The sequence below is a fragment of the Pseudomonas sp. Snoq117.2 genome (assembly GCF_900110545.1).
GTDB classification, from domain to species: Bacteria; Pseudomonadota; Gammaproteobacteria; order Pseudomonadales; family Pseudomonadaceae; genus Chryseomonas; species Chryseomonas benzopyrenica.
This window is the reverse complement of the sequence record NZ_FOED01000001.1, coordinates 537,692-551,495: the sequence shown is the minus strand read 5'-3', so window position 1 is coordinate 551,495 and position 13,804 is coordinate 537,692. Positions and strand designations below refer to the sequence as shown.

13 protein-coding genes and 1 tRNA gene are annotated in these 13,804 nt (G+C 65.1%); 5 read left to right on the top strand and 9 right to left on the bottom strand.

Going from position 1 to position 13,804, the window contains the following annotated elements; all coding sequences use genetic code 11:
- Positions 1-83: 83 nt before the first annotated feature.
- The 5 genes from pheS (at position 84) to BMZ43_RS02755 (ending at position 4,269) form a co-directional block, all read left to right on the top strand.
- Positions 84-1,085 carry a phenylalanine--tRNA ligase subunit alpha gene (gene pheS, locus BMZ43_RS02775; protein ID WP_017638834.1) on the top strand — a complete coding sequence of 334 codons (1,002 nt, stop codon included), beginning with the start codon at positions 84-86 and terminating at the stop codon, positions 1,083-1,085.
- 18 nt (positions 1,086-1,103) lie between these two features.
- Positions 1,104-3,482, top strand: coding sequence for a phenylalanine--tRNA ligase subunit beta (gene pheT / locus BMZ43_RS02770; RefSeq protein ID WP_068385421.1), 2,379 nt, complete (start codon positions 1,104-1,106; stop codon positions 3,480-3,482).
- Positions 3,483-3,485: 3 nt separating this feature from the next.
- Positions 3,486-3,788 carry an integration host factor subunit alpha gene (gene ihfA, locus BMZ43_RS02765; protein ID WP_007159196.1) on the top strand — a complete coding sequence of 101 codons (303 nt, stop codon included), beginning with the start codon at positions 3,486-3,488 and terminating at the stop codon, positions 3,786-3,788.
- Positions 3,769-4,128, top strand: a complete 360-nt coding sequence (locus BMZ43_RS02760; RefSeq protein WP_007159195.1) for a MerR family transcriptional regulator — start codon at positions 3,769-3,771, stop codon at positions 4,126-4,128. Before ihfA ends, BMZ43_RS02760 begins: the two co-directional genes overlap by 20 nt.
- 64 nt (positions 4,129-4,192) lie before the next feature.
- A tRNA-Pro gene (locus tag BMZ43_RS02755) sits at positions 4,193-4,269 on the top strand.
- 414 nt (positions 4,270-4,683) lie between these two features.
- Here the strand turns inward: BMZ43_RS02755 and BMZ43_RS02750 are convergent.
- The 9 genes from BMZ43_RS02750 to dapA form a co-directional block, all read right to left on the bottom strand.
- Positions 4,684-4,935, bottom strand: a complete 252-nt coding sequence (locus BMZ43_RS02750; protein WP_082731546.1) for a hypothetical protein — start codon at positions 4,933-4,935, stop codon at positions 4,684-4,686.
- Positions 4,936-5,178: 243 nt separating this feature from the next.
- A complete protein-coding gene (locus BMZ43_RS02745; protein WP_068385427.1) occupies positions 5,179-5,940 on the bottom strand; it encodes a DeoR/GlpR family DNA-binding transcription regulator in 762 nt (253 codons plus the stop codon).
- Between the two features lie 55 nt (positions 5,941-5,995).
- Complete coding sequence (locus BMZ43_RS02740) at positions 5,996-6,679, bottom strand: SDR family NAD(P)-dependent oxidoreductase (RefSeq protein ID WP_068385429.1); 684 nt, start codon at positions 6,677-6,679, stop codon at positions 5,996-5,998.
- Positions 6,680-6,690: 11 nt separating this feature from the next.
- Entirely contained in the window at positions 6,691-7,821 is a 1,131-nt protein-coding gene (locus BMZ43_RS02735) for a sialidase family protein (protein WP_093249598.1), read from the bottom strand.
- Positions 7,808-9,220, bottom strand: coding sequence for a sodium:solute symporter family protein (locus BMZ43_RS02730; RefSeq protein WP_068385435.1), 1,413 nt, complete (start codon positions 9,218-9,220; stop codon positions 7,808-7,810). The genes BMZ43_RS02735 and BMZ43_RS02730 overlap by 14 nt, the downstream gene beginning before the upstream one ends.
- A 60-nt stretch (positions 9,221-9,280) precedes the next feature.
- The gene (pdxA, locus tag BMZ43_RS02725; RefSeq protein ID WP_068385438.1) at positions 9,281-10,300 is read right to left on the bottom strand and encodes a 4-hydroxythreonine-4-phosphate dehydrogenase PdxA; all 1,020 of its coding nucleotides are present in this window, start codon (positions 10,298-10,300) and stop codon (positions 9,281-9,283) included.
- Positions 10,293-11,546 carry a four-carbon acid sugar kinase family protein gene (locus BMZ43_RS02720; protein ID WP_068385441.1) on the bottom strand — a complete coding sequence of 418 codons (1,254 nt, stop codon included), beginning with the start codon at positions 11,544-11,546 and terminating at the stop codon, positions 10,293-10,295. The genes pdxA and BMZ43_RS02720 overlap by 8 nt, the downstream gene beginning before the upstream one ends.
- Positions 11,543-12,709 (bottom strand): iron-containing alcohol dehydrogenase, encoded by a 1,167-nt coding sequence (locus BMZ43_RS02715; RefSeq protein ID WP_068385444.1) that lies wholly within the window; start codon positions 12,707-12,709, stop codon positions 11,543-11,545. Before BMZ43_RS02715 ends, BMZ43_RS02720 begins: the two co-directional genes overlap by 4 nt.
- 12 nt (positions 12,710-12,721) lie before the next feature.
- Positions 12,722-13,597, bottom strand: a complete 876-nt coding sequence (dapA, locus tag BMZ43_RS02710; RefSeq protein ID WP_093250957.1) for a 4-hydroxy-tetrahydrodipicolinate synthase — start codon at positions 13,595-13,597, stop codon at positions 12,722-12,724.
- Positions 13,598-13,804: the final 207 nt, after the last annotated feature.

Genomic DNA, 13,804 nt, shown 5'->3' with positions numbered 1-13,804 from the left:
CTCGCGCCCCTGGCGCGAAGCAACGTTATCAATAGGGGAAGAGCCTCATAGCTCTTCCCCTATTTTGTATCTGGAGTCCCTAGATGGAAAACCTGGATGCGCTGGTCTCCCAAGCACTGGAGGCCGTGCGGCACACCGAAGACACCAATGCCCTGGAACAGCTCCGGGTCAATTACCTGGGCAAGAAGGGTGAACTGACCCAGATCATGAAGACCCTGGGCCACCTCACGGCGGAGGAGCGTCCCCAGGCTGGCGCGCTGATCAACGCCGCCAAGGAACGTGTCCAGGACGCAATCAACAGCCGCAAGGCGACGCTGGAGCAGGCCGCCCTGGCCGCTCGCCTCGCCGCGGAACGCATCGACGTGACCCTGCCCGGGCGTGGTCAGGCCTCCGGTGGCCTGCATCCCGTCACCCGCACCCTGGAGCGTATCGAGCGCCTGTTCGCCAACATCGGCTATGGCGTCGCCACCGGTCCCGAAATCGAAGACGACTACCACAACTTCGAAGCGCTCAACATCCCCGGCCACCACCCGGCACGGGCGATGCACGACACCTTCTACTTCAACGCCAACATGCTGCTGCGCACCCACACATCGCCGGTGCAGATCCGCACCATGGAGAGCCAGCAGCCGCCGATCCGCATCATCTGCCCGGGTCGCGTGTACCGCTGCGACAGCGATCAGACCCACTCGCCGATGTTCCATCAGGTCGAAGGCCTGGTGATCGACGAGGAAGTCAGCTTCGCCGACCTCAAGAGCACCCTGGTGACTTTCCTGCGCGAATTCTTCGAGGAAGAGCTGGAAGTCCGCTTCCGTCCCTCCTACTTCCCCTTCACCGAGCCATCGGCCGAGGTGGACATCCGCCGTCCGAGCCGCGACGGCGAACCGGCTTCGCGCTGGCTCGAGGTGCTGGGCTGCGGCATGGTCCATCCCAACGTCCTGCGCATGGCCGGCATCGATCCGGAGAAGTACCAGGGCTTCGCCTTTGGCATGGGCGCCGAGCGCCTGGCCATGCTGCGCTACGGGGTCAACGACCTGCGCCTCTTCTTCGACAACGATCTGCGCTTCCTGGCGCAATTCCGCTAGCTGCCAGACGGGAGTCCTATGAAATTCAGTGAACAATGGCTGCGTAGCTGGGTGAACCCTGCGGCTACGCACGAGGATCTGGTTGCCCGGCTGTCCATGGCCGGCCTGGAAGTGGACGGCGTCGAAGCGGCGGCCGGGCGCTTCCAGGGCGTCATCGTCGGCGAGGTGGTTTCCGTCGAGCGCCATCCCGATGCCGACAAGCTCAACGTCTGCCAGGTCAGCAACGGTCAGGAGTCTTTCCAGGTGGTCTGTGGTGCACCCAATGTGCGCGCGGGCCTGAAGGTGCCTTTCGCCACCGTCGGCGCCACGCTACCCGGTGACTTCACTATCAAGAAGGCCAGGCTGCGCGGCGTGGAATCTCACGGCATGCTCTGCTCGGCCAGCGAACTGCAGATTAGTGACGACAACAGCGGCCTGCTGGAGCTGCCGGCCGGCGCGCCGGTGGGCGAGAGCATCCGCAGCTACCTGCAGCTGGATGACGCCATCATCGACGTCGACCTGACGCCCAACCGTGGTGACTGCCTGTCCATCGCCGGTCTGGCGCGGGAAGTGGGTGCCCTGTACAACGCCACCGTCGAGCCCCTGCAGGTCGAGGCCGTAGCGGCTACGCACCAGGAGACCCGTCCGGTCGAGGTGATGGCTCAGCAGGCCTGCCCGCGCTACCTGGGTCGCGTGGTCAAGAACGTCGACCTGTCCCGTCCGACGCCGGACTGGATGGTCGAGCGCCTGCGCCGCAGCGGCGTGCGCAGCATCGACGCCGCCGTCGACGTCACCAACTATGTGATGCTCGAACTGGGTCAGCCCATGCATGCCTTCGATCTGGACCAGATCAAGGGCGGCATCCGCGTGCGCCTAGCCGATGCCGGCGAGCGCCTGGTACTGCTGGATGGCCAGGACATCGAACTGCGCAACGACACCCTGGTGATCGCCGACCACGAACGCGCCCTGGCCATAGCTGGCGTTATGGGGGGCGAGCACAGTGGCGTCGCCGCCGGTACCCGTGATCTGTTCTTGGAAAGCGCCTTCTTCGACACTATCGCCGTTGCCGGCAAGGCTCGCTCCTATGGCCTGCACACCGATTCCTCCCACCGCTTCGAGCGGGGCGTGGACTTCGAACTGGCACGCAAGGCCATGGAGCGCGCGACTCGTCTGCTGCTAGATATCGTCGGCGGCGAACCGGGTCCGGTGATCGAAGCGGTCAGTGCCGAGCACCTGCCGCAGGTCGAGCCGATCCTGCTGCGCGCCGAGCGCATCGAGCGCGTCCTGGGTCTGACCCTGGACGATGCTCAGGTCGAGCGTCTGCTCAGCGGCCTGGGTCTGGCCGTGGCGCGCCTGGAAGCCGGTCGTTGGCAGGTGGGCGTACCCAGCCACCGCTTCGACATCAGCATCGAAGTGGACCTGATCGAAGAACTGGCGCGCCTCTATGGTTACAACCAGCTGCCGATCCGTTTCCCCCAGGCCCGTCTGGCGCCGCAACCCCTGCCTGAAAGCAAGGGCGAGCTGAGCCAATTGCGTCGCCTGCTGGTGGCCCGCGGTTACCAGGAAGCCATCACCTACAGCTTCATCGACGAAAAGACCTTCCGGCTGTTCGCCCCTGAGGCCCAGCCGGTGATGCTGGCCAACCCCATCTCCACCGACATGGCCGCCATGCGCTCGTCGCTGTGGCCGGGCCTGGTCAAGGCCGTGCAGTACAACCTCAACCGTCAGCAGGACCGCGTCCGGCTGTTCGAGTCGGGGCTGAGATTCGTTGGTCAGCTGGAAGGCCTGGTGCAGGAAAACGTCCTGGCTGGCGCCGTCTGCGGTTCGCGCCTGCCGGAGAGCTGGTCGTCCGGACGTGAGGCGGTGGACTTCTTCGACGTCAAGGCCGATGTCGAGGCGCTGCTGGCTCAGTCCGGTGCGGGTAGCGACTTCCGCTTCGTCACAGGCGAGCATCCGGCGTTGCACCCGGGGCAGACCGCGCTGATCGAAAGGGCAGGGCAGCCAGTTGGCTACCTGGGCGCCCTGCACCCGGAAGTGGCGCGCGAGCTGGACGTGGATCGCCCGGTGTTCCTCTTCGAGCTGGCACTGGATGCCCTGACCACCGGCAGCCTGCCGCGCTTTGGCGAGCTGTCGCGCTTCCCGGAAGTGCGGCGTGACCTGGCACTGGTGGTGGACGAAGCCGTCGCCGCAGGCGACCTCTTGGCCGACATCCGCGGAAACGCCGGAGAAGGCCTCAAGGAACTGCGTCTGTTCGACGTCTACCAAGGCAAAGGTATTGATCCACATAGAAAAAGCGTCGCCATCGGCTTGACCTTGCAACATCCATCGCGCACATTAACCGATGAAGAAGTCAACGAAACGACGCAGAAAATCCTCGTTTCTCTGGAAAGAAGGTTCAACGCCACGTTAAGGAAATAGCGCATGGGGGCCCTGACGAAAGCTGAGATGGCCGAACGTCTGTTTGAAGAGCTCGGTCTGAACAAACGTGAAGCCAAGGAATTGGTCGAACTGTTCTTCGAAGAAATTCGTCATGCGCTCGAAAGCAACGAGCAGGTCAAGTTATCCGGTTTCGGCAACTTCGACCTGCGCGACAAGCGCCAGCGCCCCGGACGCAATCCCAAGACAGGGGAGGAGATACCCATCACGGCACGCCGTGTGGTGACCTTCCGCCCCGGGCAGAAACTCAAAGCCAGGGTCGAGGCCTATGCTGGAACCAAGTCATAACGACGAACTGCCGGTCATACCAGGCAAGCGCTACTTCACCATCGGTGAGGTGAGCGACCTTTGCCTGGTCAAACCGCACGTGCTGCGCTACTGGGAGCAGGAATTTCCCCAGCTGAACCCGGTGAAGCGCCGCGGTAACCGGCGCTATTACCAGCGTCACGACGTGCTGATGATCCGTCAGATCCGCTCTCTGCTGTACAACGAAGGCTTCACCATCGGCGGGGCGCGCCAGCGTCTCACCCAGGGCGACGAGACCCGCGATGAGGGTTCGCAGTACCACCAGCTCATCCGCCAGATGATCAGCGAACTCGAAGAAGTCCTCGTCGTACTGAAAAAGTGAAAAAAAGCTTCCATTAATCAAAGTGTTGCAGTAAGATGCACGCCGTTCCCTAGAGGAACACAGTCGGGGCGTAGCGCAGCCTGGTAGCGCACTTGCATGGGGTGCAAGGGGTCGAGTGTTCGAATCACTCCGTCCCGACCAAATTAACGAGAAGGCTCAAGCACTTAGTGGCTTGGGCCTTTTTCGTTTCTGGAACCAAGCCAAAATAGAATCAAAATCAGCTGGCGATTCGCTGGGTAGGGCTCCTGGTAGCTTTTGACCGTGTTGCTGCAAGGGTATTGCTGGTTACAAGCATACCTACCTTACTGAGTCTTCCACCCCGCCTGCTCATTGGTAATGACGTATAGAGACATCCAGCTCAGTTGAGCTCGGCATTACCTGCGCAGATGTTCTCACTATCGCCTGTGGCAGCTTATTCGATCTTGACTGCCCTTTGCGGGATACGCGCCTCGACCACAGCCTAAAGCATAATCCAACCTGCTTCCGGGCCAGCCGCTGCTTTGGACTAGCTAATAAAAATAGGAAGGCCCAGCGTTAGTACTGGGCCTCCTAATGTCATTCAGCGTTCTTAGCGGCATCTGCTCCAGCAGAGGTGAGCTTTATCGGTAGCACCAAAGAGCGATCGCCTTGAGCGTCGACGTGGACGTTGCCCTTATGAATCAGTCCATGCTCTTGCAGGTCCTGAAGAACGTCCATAACGGCATCTTCGCCGTGATGGTTATCGAGAATTTCACTACCCAGGCCCGATGGATGCGAGTGATACAGGCGGCGCAAGATTTCAGCTTTGAGTTCTGCATTGATAGCCATGTGGTCTCCTCGTATGTGTGCAAGGGTTATGACTACTAGCTAGATAATCAGTGCCTATGGGAGTGATATTCGGCAACTTTGAGGCATTGTCGTTGTGCAAGTCACCGGACATGACTTCGCTGTAGCCGAGGCCCTATCAGGTCTTGATCTAGGGAGGGAAGCTAGTGGCACGCGAATTTTTCGATGCGTAGGCTAATCGTTCTGTGGTGATGTCTGCCATGTGAATAGACATTGCCCTCTCTGTCAGGAAATGGTCTCTACCCGAACCAGTGCCTGCTGCCTGAAGGGGTTCAGGACGTCGGTCGCCGTAGCATCGGTAATTAGCGTCCAGTCCGTTTTGAGCGGCGTCCAGTGTTGCTGACGATCACGGCCGAGCTTGGTCGAGTCGGCGAGGACGAAGACTTCCGCGGCTTGCTGGATCATCAGCTCCTTGAGATAGGCCTGCTCGGTGCTGGCCTCACAGAGGCCGCGGCCGGCGACGACGCCGTCGGCGCTGAGGAAGACCTTGTCGGCCGACAACCGCTCGAGCATGGTGAAGGCCGCCGGGCCGAAGGTGGACATGCTGCCGGGGCGGAGGTCGCCGCCGAGCAGGGTGACGTGGCCTTCCGGCAGATCGCGCAGCATCGGCACCGCCAGCAGGTTGTTGGTGATGACGTGCAGGCCGCGTCTTTCGTTGAGCAGCTTGGCCAGGGCGGCGGTGGTGGTGCCGCCGTCCAGCACCAGGGTGTCGTGGTCGTTGATATGGGCGAGGGCGGCGCGGGCAAGCAGGGCCTTTTCCGGACCGGACTGGTTGCTGCGTTGCTCCAGCGACGGCTCGGGCTCACGGGTGCCGATATGGGTCGCCCCACCGTAGGTGCGCAGGATCTGGCCCTCTTCCGCGAGGGCAGTCAGGTCGCGGCGGACCGTGGCTTCCGACACCTCCAGATGCCGGCACAGGGTTTCGACATTGGTGTGACCGGCCAGAACCAGTTCGAGGATGGCCTGGCGACGTTTGGCGACCTTCATGGGGAATCCATCGGGAAAGACCGCGCTACTCTAGCGCAGTCGTGCTTCCCCCACATCACAGCGAGGCGCCGCCGCAGACCGTCAGCGTCTGGCCGGTGAGGGCGCCGGCATCCGGGCCGAGCAGGAAGGCGGTCAGGCCCGCGACCTCTTCGGGCTGCACGTAGCGTCCCAGCGGCGGCAGCCGCGGCGGTGTGCCGGCACGACCCGGATCACGCAGCATAGGCGTCTCGGTCGCCCCGGGCGCCACCAGGTTCACGGTGATGCCACGCGCGGCCAACTCCAGCGCCCAGGAGCGTACCAGGCCGACCAGGGCTGCCTTGGTGGCGGCGTACTGGCTGCGTCCGGCCGCGCCCTGCATGGTGCGGCTGCCGATCAACACGATACGGCCGCCTGCGGCGAGGCGCTCGATCAGGCGATCCACCAGGCGGCTGGCCACGGCGACGTGGAGGTGCCACATGGCAGCGCCATCGGCCGGGTCCAGGGCGCCCAGCGGCGCGGTGCGCATGAAGCCGGCGGCGTGGACGAGGGCGTCCAGCGGGCCGATGTTGGCCAGCACGGTATCCAGCGCCTGGGCATCGGCCAGGTCGACGCCGATCCAGGTCAGCGCCGGATGGGGCTGTTCCGGCGGGCGACGGCTGAGGCCCGTCACCCGCCAGCCCTCGGCGAGCAGCCGCTGGGTGATGGCGGCGCCGATGCCGGAGCTGACGCCGGTCACCAGGGCATGAGACTGAGTTGTCATCGCCGTCTCCTCTAACGCAGCGCGGCCAGCGGCAGGCGGACGTGCTTGATGCGTTGGCGGAAGTAGGTGAAGGCCAGGTGCACATCCCCATCGGCCGCCTGCACCAGGCTCGGGTAGGAATACTCGCGATTGAGCTTCTCGGTGGAGTTGTTGGTCAGGCAATAGCCATCGCCGGCCTCGACATCCAGGCGCCGCCAGCTTTGACCCTCGTCCGTAGACACGGCCAGGCTCATGGGGCCGCGTGGTACGCCCCAGATGGCGCTGCGCTCGCCGTCCTTTGCTACCGGATCGACGCGGCTGTCGCCATCGTCGATCTCGTCGTAGAGCGAGGCGCGGCGTTCGCTGTACTCGGCGGCGCTGGTGGGGTTGTAGGCCACCACCAGTTCGCCGCTGGCGAGGCGCACGAACTGGATGGAGGAGTTGTTGTTGGGCAGGGCCGTCGGGGTGGGGGCGCTCCAGCTGCGACCGCCGTCCTGGGAGCGGCTGGCGTGGATGAAGTCGGCCCAGCGACTGCGGAACAGTGCCAGCAGGCTGCCATCCCCCAGCAGCTGGATATTCATGTGCACGCAGCCGGTGCTCTCCGGTACCGCATGCTCGGTCCAGCTGCGGCCCTGGTCGCTGGAAATCAGCACGGCGCTGGTGTCATGGCTGCCCACCCATTTCTCGCCGGGGCGGGCGATGCAGTGGAAGATCGGCAGCAGCCAGTCGCCGTTTGAGAGCACCACCGGCGGCTGGCGAACGAAGGTCCCTAGGGTGTCGATCAGGGTCTCGATGGCGCCCCAGCTTTGGCCGCCATCGGTGGACAGCCGACGCCTGACGATGGCGGTGTCCTGGTTGCCGGCCACCTGGGCGGTCCACAGCAGCCACAGCGGGCCATTTGGCGCCTGGAACAGGATGGGATTCTGCTCGGAGCGAGTCGGGTCGTCCGACAGCTGCACGGGCTCGCTCCAGGTACCGATCTCCGGGTCGCGGCGGCTCAGCAGCACCGAGATGTCGGCCTTGCCTTCCTGGGTGCCGGCGAACCAGGTGCACAGCAGGGTGCCGTCAGGCTGAGCCAGCAGGTTGGCGGCGTGGTTCTGCGGATAGGGCGTTGGCAGGAAGCTGTCCTGGCGACCGGCGATGGCGATTTCAGTGGTTGGCATGGGGGACCTCGGCAGGGGCGGCTTTGGCGGCGGACTGGGGGAAGAGCCGTTCGATGACCACGACGATGGCGGGCGTCACCAGGGCAACGTACATGTTGTCGATGCCATAGGGATTGCCCAGCAGATACCAGACGCTGGTGGTGATGGTCGAGGCCAGCAGGCCCAGGGTCGCGCCGCGGTTGGTGGCGAACAGCGGCAGGTAGATCGCGATCATGGCGATCACCGCGATGGACAGGCGCAGTGCGCGGGTGAAGAACGACAGGTTCAGGATCTCGGGGACGAAGAACACGAAGAACAGCGGCACGAAGCCGATGATCAGGGAGATCACCCGGGTGGCCTTGAATTCACGTTCTGGCGTCGGCTTGCGCAGCGGCACATAGAAGTCCCTTACCACCAGCGAGGCGATGGCCAGGGCCACGGTGCTGACGCTGACAAAGATGGAGGCGACCAGGGAAATGGTCACCACCCCAGCCAGCACCGGGTGCATCGACTGCAGGAAGACCGGCAGGGCGTAGAGACTGCTCATCTCCGGGTGCAGGTACTTGGACGCGACCCCGATGAAGCCCAGCGCCAGGGAGATGGGGATGCACAGCAGCGAGGCATGGAAGGTGGAGCGTTGCGCGGCGCGCGCATCCTTGGTCGAGGAGATCGCCTGGATGATGAACTGGGTGGAGAAGATCGCTCCGACGGTACCGATGATCCAGGCGAAGATCTTGCTGCCGCCAATGGCGCCGTCCCAGGTGAAGTAGTGCTCCGGCATGTTCTGCATGACCGGGGTGAAGCCACCGGTCATGTGCAGGGCCACGCCCAGGACGATGAGCACGCCCACGTACTTGACCGAGGTGTGCAGGATGCTGACGTAGGCCACGCTCTTCAGCCCGCCGAAGACGTAGTACAGGGTACTGACGATGGCAGTGATGAAGGCCGCGGTGGGCAGGTTGATCTTGAGCACCGTGGCGATGGCCGCCGCGCCGCTGACGTAGTTGCCCACGTTCACCAGCAAGAGGGCGTAGATCATGATGATCGACACCATCAGCTTGGTGGACAGGCCGTACTTCTGGGCGATGAAACCGGAGATGGTGAATTCGCCGGAGGCATAGAGCTTTCGCGCCATCAGCAGGCCGAACAGCGGAAAGCCGATGGCCGCAGCGATCACCGACCAGGAGGCGGAGAAACCGCTTTCGAAGGCCGCCTGGGCGGTGCCCACCGTGGACTTGGCGCCGATGAATTCCGACATCATCAGGATGCCCACCACGAAGGCCGGCATGCTGCGCGCGGCCACCATGAATTCGCCGCTGGTACGGCTGCGCAGGCGGATGCTGAGCCAGGTGGTGAAGAGGATGTAGGCCACCACCATCCCGATGATGATGGCGGTGCTTTGCACGTCGAACGTTTGCATGCGAGTGACTCCGTTTGTTGTTGTTGGATAGCACTGGCGTTACGGGAAAAGCGGTACTCCTCAGGCGATGGCGGCCTGGCTGGCGCGATGCCGGCTGGCGAGTTCGGTGGCCTGGCGCAACGCCTCGATGAGGCTGCGCTCGTCGGCGATGCCCTTGCCGGCGATGTCGAAGGCGGTGCCGTGGTCCACCGAGGTGCGGATCACCGGCAGGCCGACGGTGACATTGACGCCCGCCTCCAGGCCCATGACCTTGACCGGCCCGTGGCCCTGGTCGTGGTACATGGCCACCACGCAGTCGAAATCGCCGCGACCGGCGCGGAAGAACAGGGTGTCCGCAGGCAGTGGGCCTTCCACGCGCCAGCCACGGGCGCGCAGCTCGTCGATGGCCGGCTGGATCTTGGTTTCTTCTTCCCCGTAGCCGAACAGGCCGTTCTCACCGGCATGCGGGTTGATACCGCAGACGGCGATCAGGGGATCCTGGATGCCGGCCCGATGCAGGGTGGCGTGGGCGCGTTCGATGGTGCGCTTGACCAGACCCGGCTCGATGCGCGCGATGGCATCGATGATGCCGATGTGGGTGGTGACGTGGATGACCTTGAGGATCGGCGTCATCAGCATCATCGACACCTCCTCGGTGCCGGTGAGGTGCGCCAGTAGCTCGGTGTGGCCCGGAAAGATATGGCCGCCCGCGTGCAGCGCTTCCTTGTTCAGCGGGGCGGTGCAGATGGCATCGAGTTCACCGGCGGAGGTGAGCTGCACGGTGCGTTCGATGTAGCGATAGGCGGCGTCGCCGGCCAGGGCGGACAGCTTGCCGTAGGGCAGGTCGGCGGGAATCAGCCCGAGGTCGATGCAATCCACCACGCCGGGCTGGAAGCGCGCCTGATCGGGACGCTCGATGGCGTTGATCTGCAGGCGGCCGCCGACGATGCGATTGGCATCCTCCAGGCGACCCGCGTCGCCAATGACCAGCGGGCGACAGCTGTCGTAGACCGAGGCGTGGGCCAGGGACTTCATGATGATCTCGGGACCGACGCCGGTGGCGTCACCCATGGTGATGCCGATGACGGGACGTTCAGACATGGTGGGCTTCCTTCTGCAGGGAGGCCATGGCGGCCTGTGCGGGTAGGCTGGCGCGCAGGTGGCGCCAGGCGTCGAGGAGGGTGTCGGATTGGCCAAAGCCGCCGGCCTTGGTCACTACCCGCAGGGCGCGACCACGCCAGCGGGTGCTGGCCAGCGCCACGCCCGGGGCGAGGGCGCCGTGCAGGTCCAGCGCCGTGATGCCGGACTGGGCGAGCAGGGCGCGTGCGGTCTCGCCACCGGTGGCCATGACGGCAGCGGCTTCCTGCAGTGCGGGCTGCAGCAGTTCGGCCAGGGCCTGGCTCAGGGTCACGGCCTGGCGCGGGTCGCGGGCCTGCTGGTCAAGGCTCACCAGGACGTCTTCGCCGCGGGCGAGCTGCCGAGCGAGGGCTGCGGCCAGCGCGGTACGCTCGGTGGCGCGCTGCGGCTCCAGCAGCCAGGCAGGGGCCAGCCGCTGCCAGTGTTGGCCGCTCCCCGCCACCAGCCGCTCGGCCTGGGCCTGGGAGTGTCGTGACATGCTGCCCACCACCGTGAGGATCGGGCCGTCGCCCTGGGGGCGCAGTGCGGTGTGGCCGGTTAGGCCCAGGGCAGCGGGCAGCGCCTCGGCCAGGCCTGCGGAGCCGACCCAGAACAGCTGCTGCGCCACGGGCGCGGAAGCCCGGGCCAGTGCCTCCAGGTCCGTTTGCCGCTCGGCGTCGCAGACCAGCGCGGGCAGGCCACTGTCCAGCGCGCGGCGCAGAGCGGCGGCCAGGGCCACCGGCTGACGAAGAGTGGCGAGGTCCAGCCGCGCACAGCTGATGCCGTGATCGGTCAGCTGGGCGACCAGGTCGGCACTGCCAGTCAGTCCCTCGTTGCGCCAGACATCGGTCTGATCGACCGGTACGCCGTCCAGGTACTGGATACCACCCTGAGTCGTGCGGCCCAGTGCCGGGTAGGCGGGCGCAACCAGGGCCAGGCCGCGCGGGATGAGGGCCGCCACCTCGGCGGCGACATTGCCACGCAGGGTGGAGTCGATCTTCTTGTAGAGCGCGGCGCCCGCCAACGCCGGGTGCCCGAGCAGGGCGGCGTGGCGCGCGGCGGCCGCGCGCGCGTCCAGGCGACGGCTGTCCAGGTCCAGTGCCGTCACCGGTGCCTGGGCATCCAGGGCCTCGGCGTCGAGCAGCACCCGGGTCGCCTGAGCCTTGGCGAAGCCGAGGGCGCAGTCGGCGGCGCCGCTGAGGTCGTCGGCCAGGATCAGCAGGCGGGTCATGGCAGCAACCGCCGGTACAGCGCCTGGATGTCGTCCAGGCTCAGCGGCTTGGGATTGTTGACCATCAGCCGGGTGACCTTGGAGGCCGCCACCGCCATGTCTGGCAGGTGCTCCTCACGCACGCCGAAGGCGGCCAGGTCCTGGGGGATCTCCAGGGTGGCGGTCCAGGCGGCGATCTGCTCGATCAGCTTGTGCGCGGCGGCCTCATTGCTGTCTTCCTCGCGGGCCAGACCGCAGACCACGGCCGCGCGCTTCAGGCGCGGCGCGCAGCTGTCCAGGTTGAAGGCCATGACGTGGGGCAGCAGCATGGCGTTGGCCACGCCGTGGGTGACGTGGAACTTGCCGCCCAGGGGGTAGGCGAGGGCATGGACAGCAGCGGTGCCGGCCGCGGTCAGAGCCACGCCGCCGTAGGTGGAGCCGAGCAGCATGTCGCTGCGGGCACCCACCGAGTCCGGTTGCTGGTAGGCCTCGACGATGCTGCCGGCGATCAGGCGCATGGACTCCAGGGCAAAGGTATCGCTGACCGGGTTGGCCTTGTTGGAGATGAAGGATTCCAGGGAATGGGTGAAGGCGTCCATCCCGGTAGCCGCGGTGATGGCCTTGGGCAGGCTCAGGGTCAGCAGCGGATCGAGCAGCACCAGGGCGGGCAGCAGGTGGCGGCTGACCACGCCCACTTTCAACTCTTCGTCGGGCAGGGTGACGATGGCATTGGGCGTCACTTCCGAGCCGGTGCCGGCGGTGGTCGGGACCAGCACGGTGGGCAGCCCGGCGCGGGCGACCTGGTCGATGCCGAGCATGGATCTGAGCGACTGCTCGTTGGTGAGCATGACCGCGAACAGCTTGGCGGCATCCAGCACCGAGCCGCCGCCGATGGCGAGCAGGGCGTCCGGTTGGCGCGGCGAGACCTGTTCGCGAAAGACCTGCTCGATGTTCTCAAGGGTCGGCTCGATCTCGACGTTGTCGATCACGGCCACGTCGATGTCGCGGGCGGCCAGTTGCGCCTTGACGCGCTCGGTCACGCCCAGGCCATGCATGGCGTTCTGGGTAACTAGCACCACGCGGCGCAGCGGGACATCGAGGAGGGCGAGCTTGTCGCCGAGCTGATCCAGGGCGCCGGCGCCGTGGACCAGGTGTTTGACGGTCTGGAAATGATAGAGGGACATGGGCGCTCCGGATCAGTCGCGATAGATGGCCAGCAGGCCTTCGAGCTTGTGCACCGTGGCTTCGTCCAGCGGCGCGACCGGGGCCCGGCAGGGGCCGACCGGGACGTTGAGCAGGTCGGCGGCCTTCTTCAGTACCGACGGCATGGTGGCCAGGGCGAAGGCATCGCGCAGCGGGCGCAGCTTTTCCTGGGCGGCGCGGGCGGTGGCGTGGTCGCCGGCCTGGAAGGCGTTCCAGATGGCCATGACGACCTGGGGCACGGCATTGGCCGTGGCCGCCACCGCGCCATCGCCGCCGGCCAGCAGGTTCCAATAGATGAGGGAGTCGGTACCGGCGAAGACGGCGAAGTCATCGCTGCGGTACTTCATCATCTGCACCAGGGCGTCGAAGTTGCCCGCGCTGTCCTTGATCCCCTTGATCTGCGGATGCTGGCTCAGGGCGGCCACAGCGCCGATGCCGATCGACATGCCGGTCTTGGCCGGAATGTTGTAGAGCATGAGCGGCAGTGGGGAGGCGTCGCCAATGGCTTCGTAATGAGTGATCAGCTCTTTCTGGCTGACAGCATTAAAGTAGGGCGTGATCACCGACAGGGCATCGACGCCGCGATCCGCCATCTTTTTGTTCAGTTCAATCACTTCGTGCGTCGCGAAGGCACCGGTACCGGCTACGACCGGGACCCGGCCGCCCGCGGCGTCCACCGTGAGCTCGGCGATACGCAACTTTTCGGCTTCGGAGAGGGCGAAGAACTCGCCGTTGGTGCCCAGTACGAACAGGCCGTGGACGCCGGCGCCAATCAGGTTTTCGATCAAACCGCGCAAAGCGTTTTCATCGACACGTTGTTGGGCGTCAAAGGGGGTAACGAGGGCGGGAACGATGCCGCGGAATTTCATGGTCATGCCTACCTTGTGATTGTTCTGATCACAATAAAGCATGTTTTGATCTAATCGATCAATAGAGGCCCGATGGTTTTGCGTGGTCGATGGGCCTGTGCACCTTTGGAAAGCAACGGCCCTTCGTGAGGCCACTGTCGGCTCGGGTCGCTGGTAATAAAGAGGGATAAAGGCAACAGGAGCCTCGGCGCGTTAACCACGCGCCGC

Coding starts and splice junctions, on each gene's coding strand:
- pheS (WP_017638834.1), top strand. CDS start 84: ATGGAAAACCTGGATGCGCTGGTCTCCCAAGCACTGGAGGCCGTGCGG.
- pheT (WP_068385421.1), top strand. CDS start 1,104: ATGAAATTCAGTGAACAATGGCTGCGTAGCTGGGTGAACCCTGCGGCT.
- ihfA (WP_007159196.1), top strand. CDS start 3,486: ATGGGGGCCCTGACGAAAGCTGAGATGGCCGAACGTCTGTTTGAAGAG.
- BMZ43_RS02760 (WP_007159195.1), top strand. CDS start 3,769: ATGCTGGAACCAAGTCATAACGACGAACTGCCGGTCATACCAGGCAAG.
- BMZ43_RS02750 (WP_082731546.1), bottom strand. CDS start 4,935: ATGGCTATCAATGCAGAACTCAAAGCTGAAATCTTGCGCCGCCTGTAT.
- BMZ43_RS02745 (WP_068385427.1), bottom strand. CDS start 5,940: ATGAAGGTCGCCAAACGTCGCCAGGCCATCCTCGAACTGGTTCTGGCC.
- BMZ43_RS02740 (WP_068385429.1), bottom strand. CDS start 6,679: ATGACAACTCAGTCTCATGCCCTGGTGACCGGCGTCAGCTCCGGCATC.
- BMZ43_RS02735 (WP_093249598.1), bottom strand. CDS start 7,821: ATGCCAACCACTGAAATCGCCATCGCCGGTCGCCAGGACAGCTTCCTG.
- BMZ43_RS02730 (WP_068385435.1), bottom strand. CDS start 9,220: ATGCAAACGTTCGACGTGCAAAGCACCGCCATCATCATCGGGATGGTG.
- pdxA (WP_068385438.1), bottom strand. CDS start 10,300: ATGTCTGAACGTCCCGTCATCGGCATCACCATGGGTGACGCCACCGGC.
- BMZ43_RS02720 (WP_068385441.1), bottom strand. CDS start 11,546: ATGACCCGCCTGCTGATCCTGGCCGACGACCTCAGCGGCGCCGCCGAC.
- BMZ43_RS02715 (WP_068385444.1), bottom strand. CDS start 12,709: ATGTCCCTCTATCATTTCCAGACCGTCAAACACCTGGTCCACGGCGCC.
- dapA (WP_093250957.1), bottom strand. CDS start 13,597: ATGAAATTCCGCGGCATCGTTCCCGCCCTCGTTACCCCCTTTGACGCC.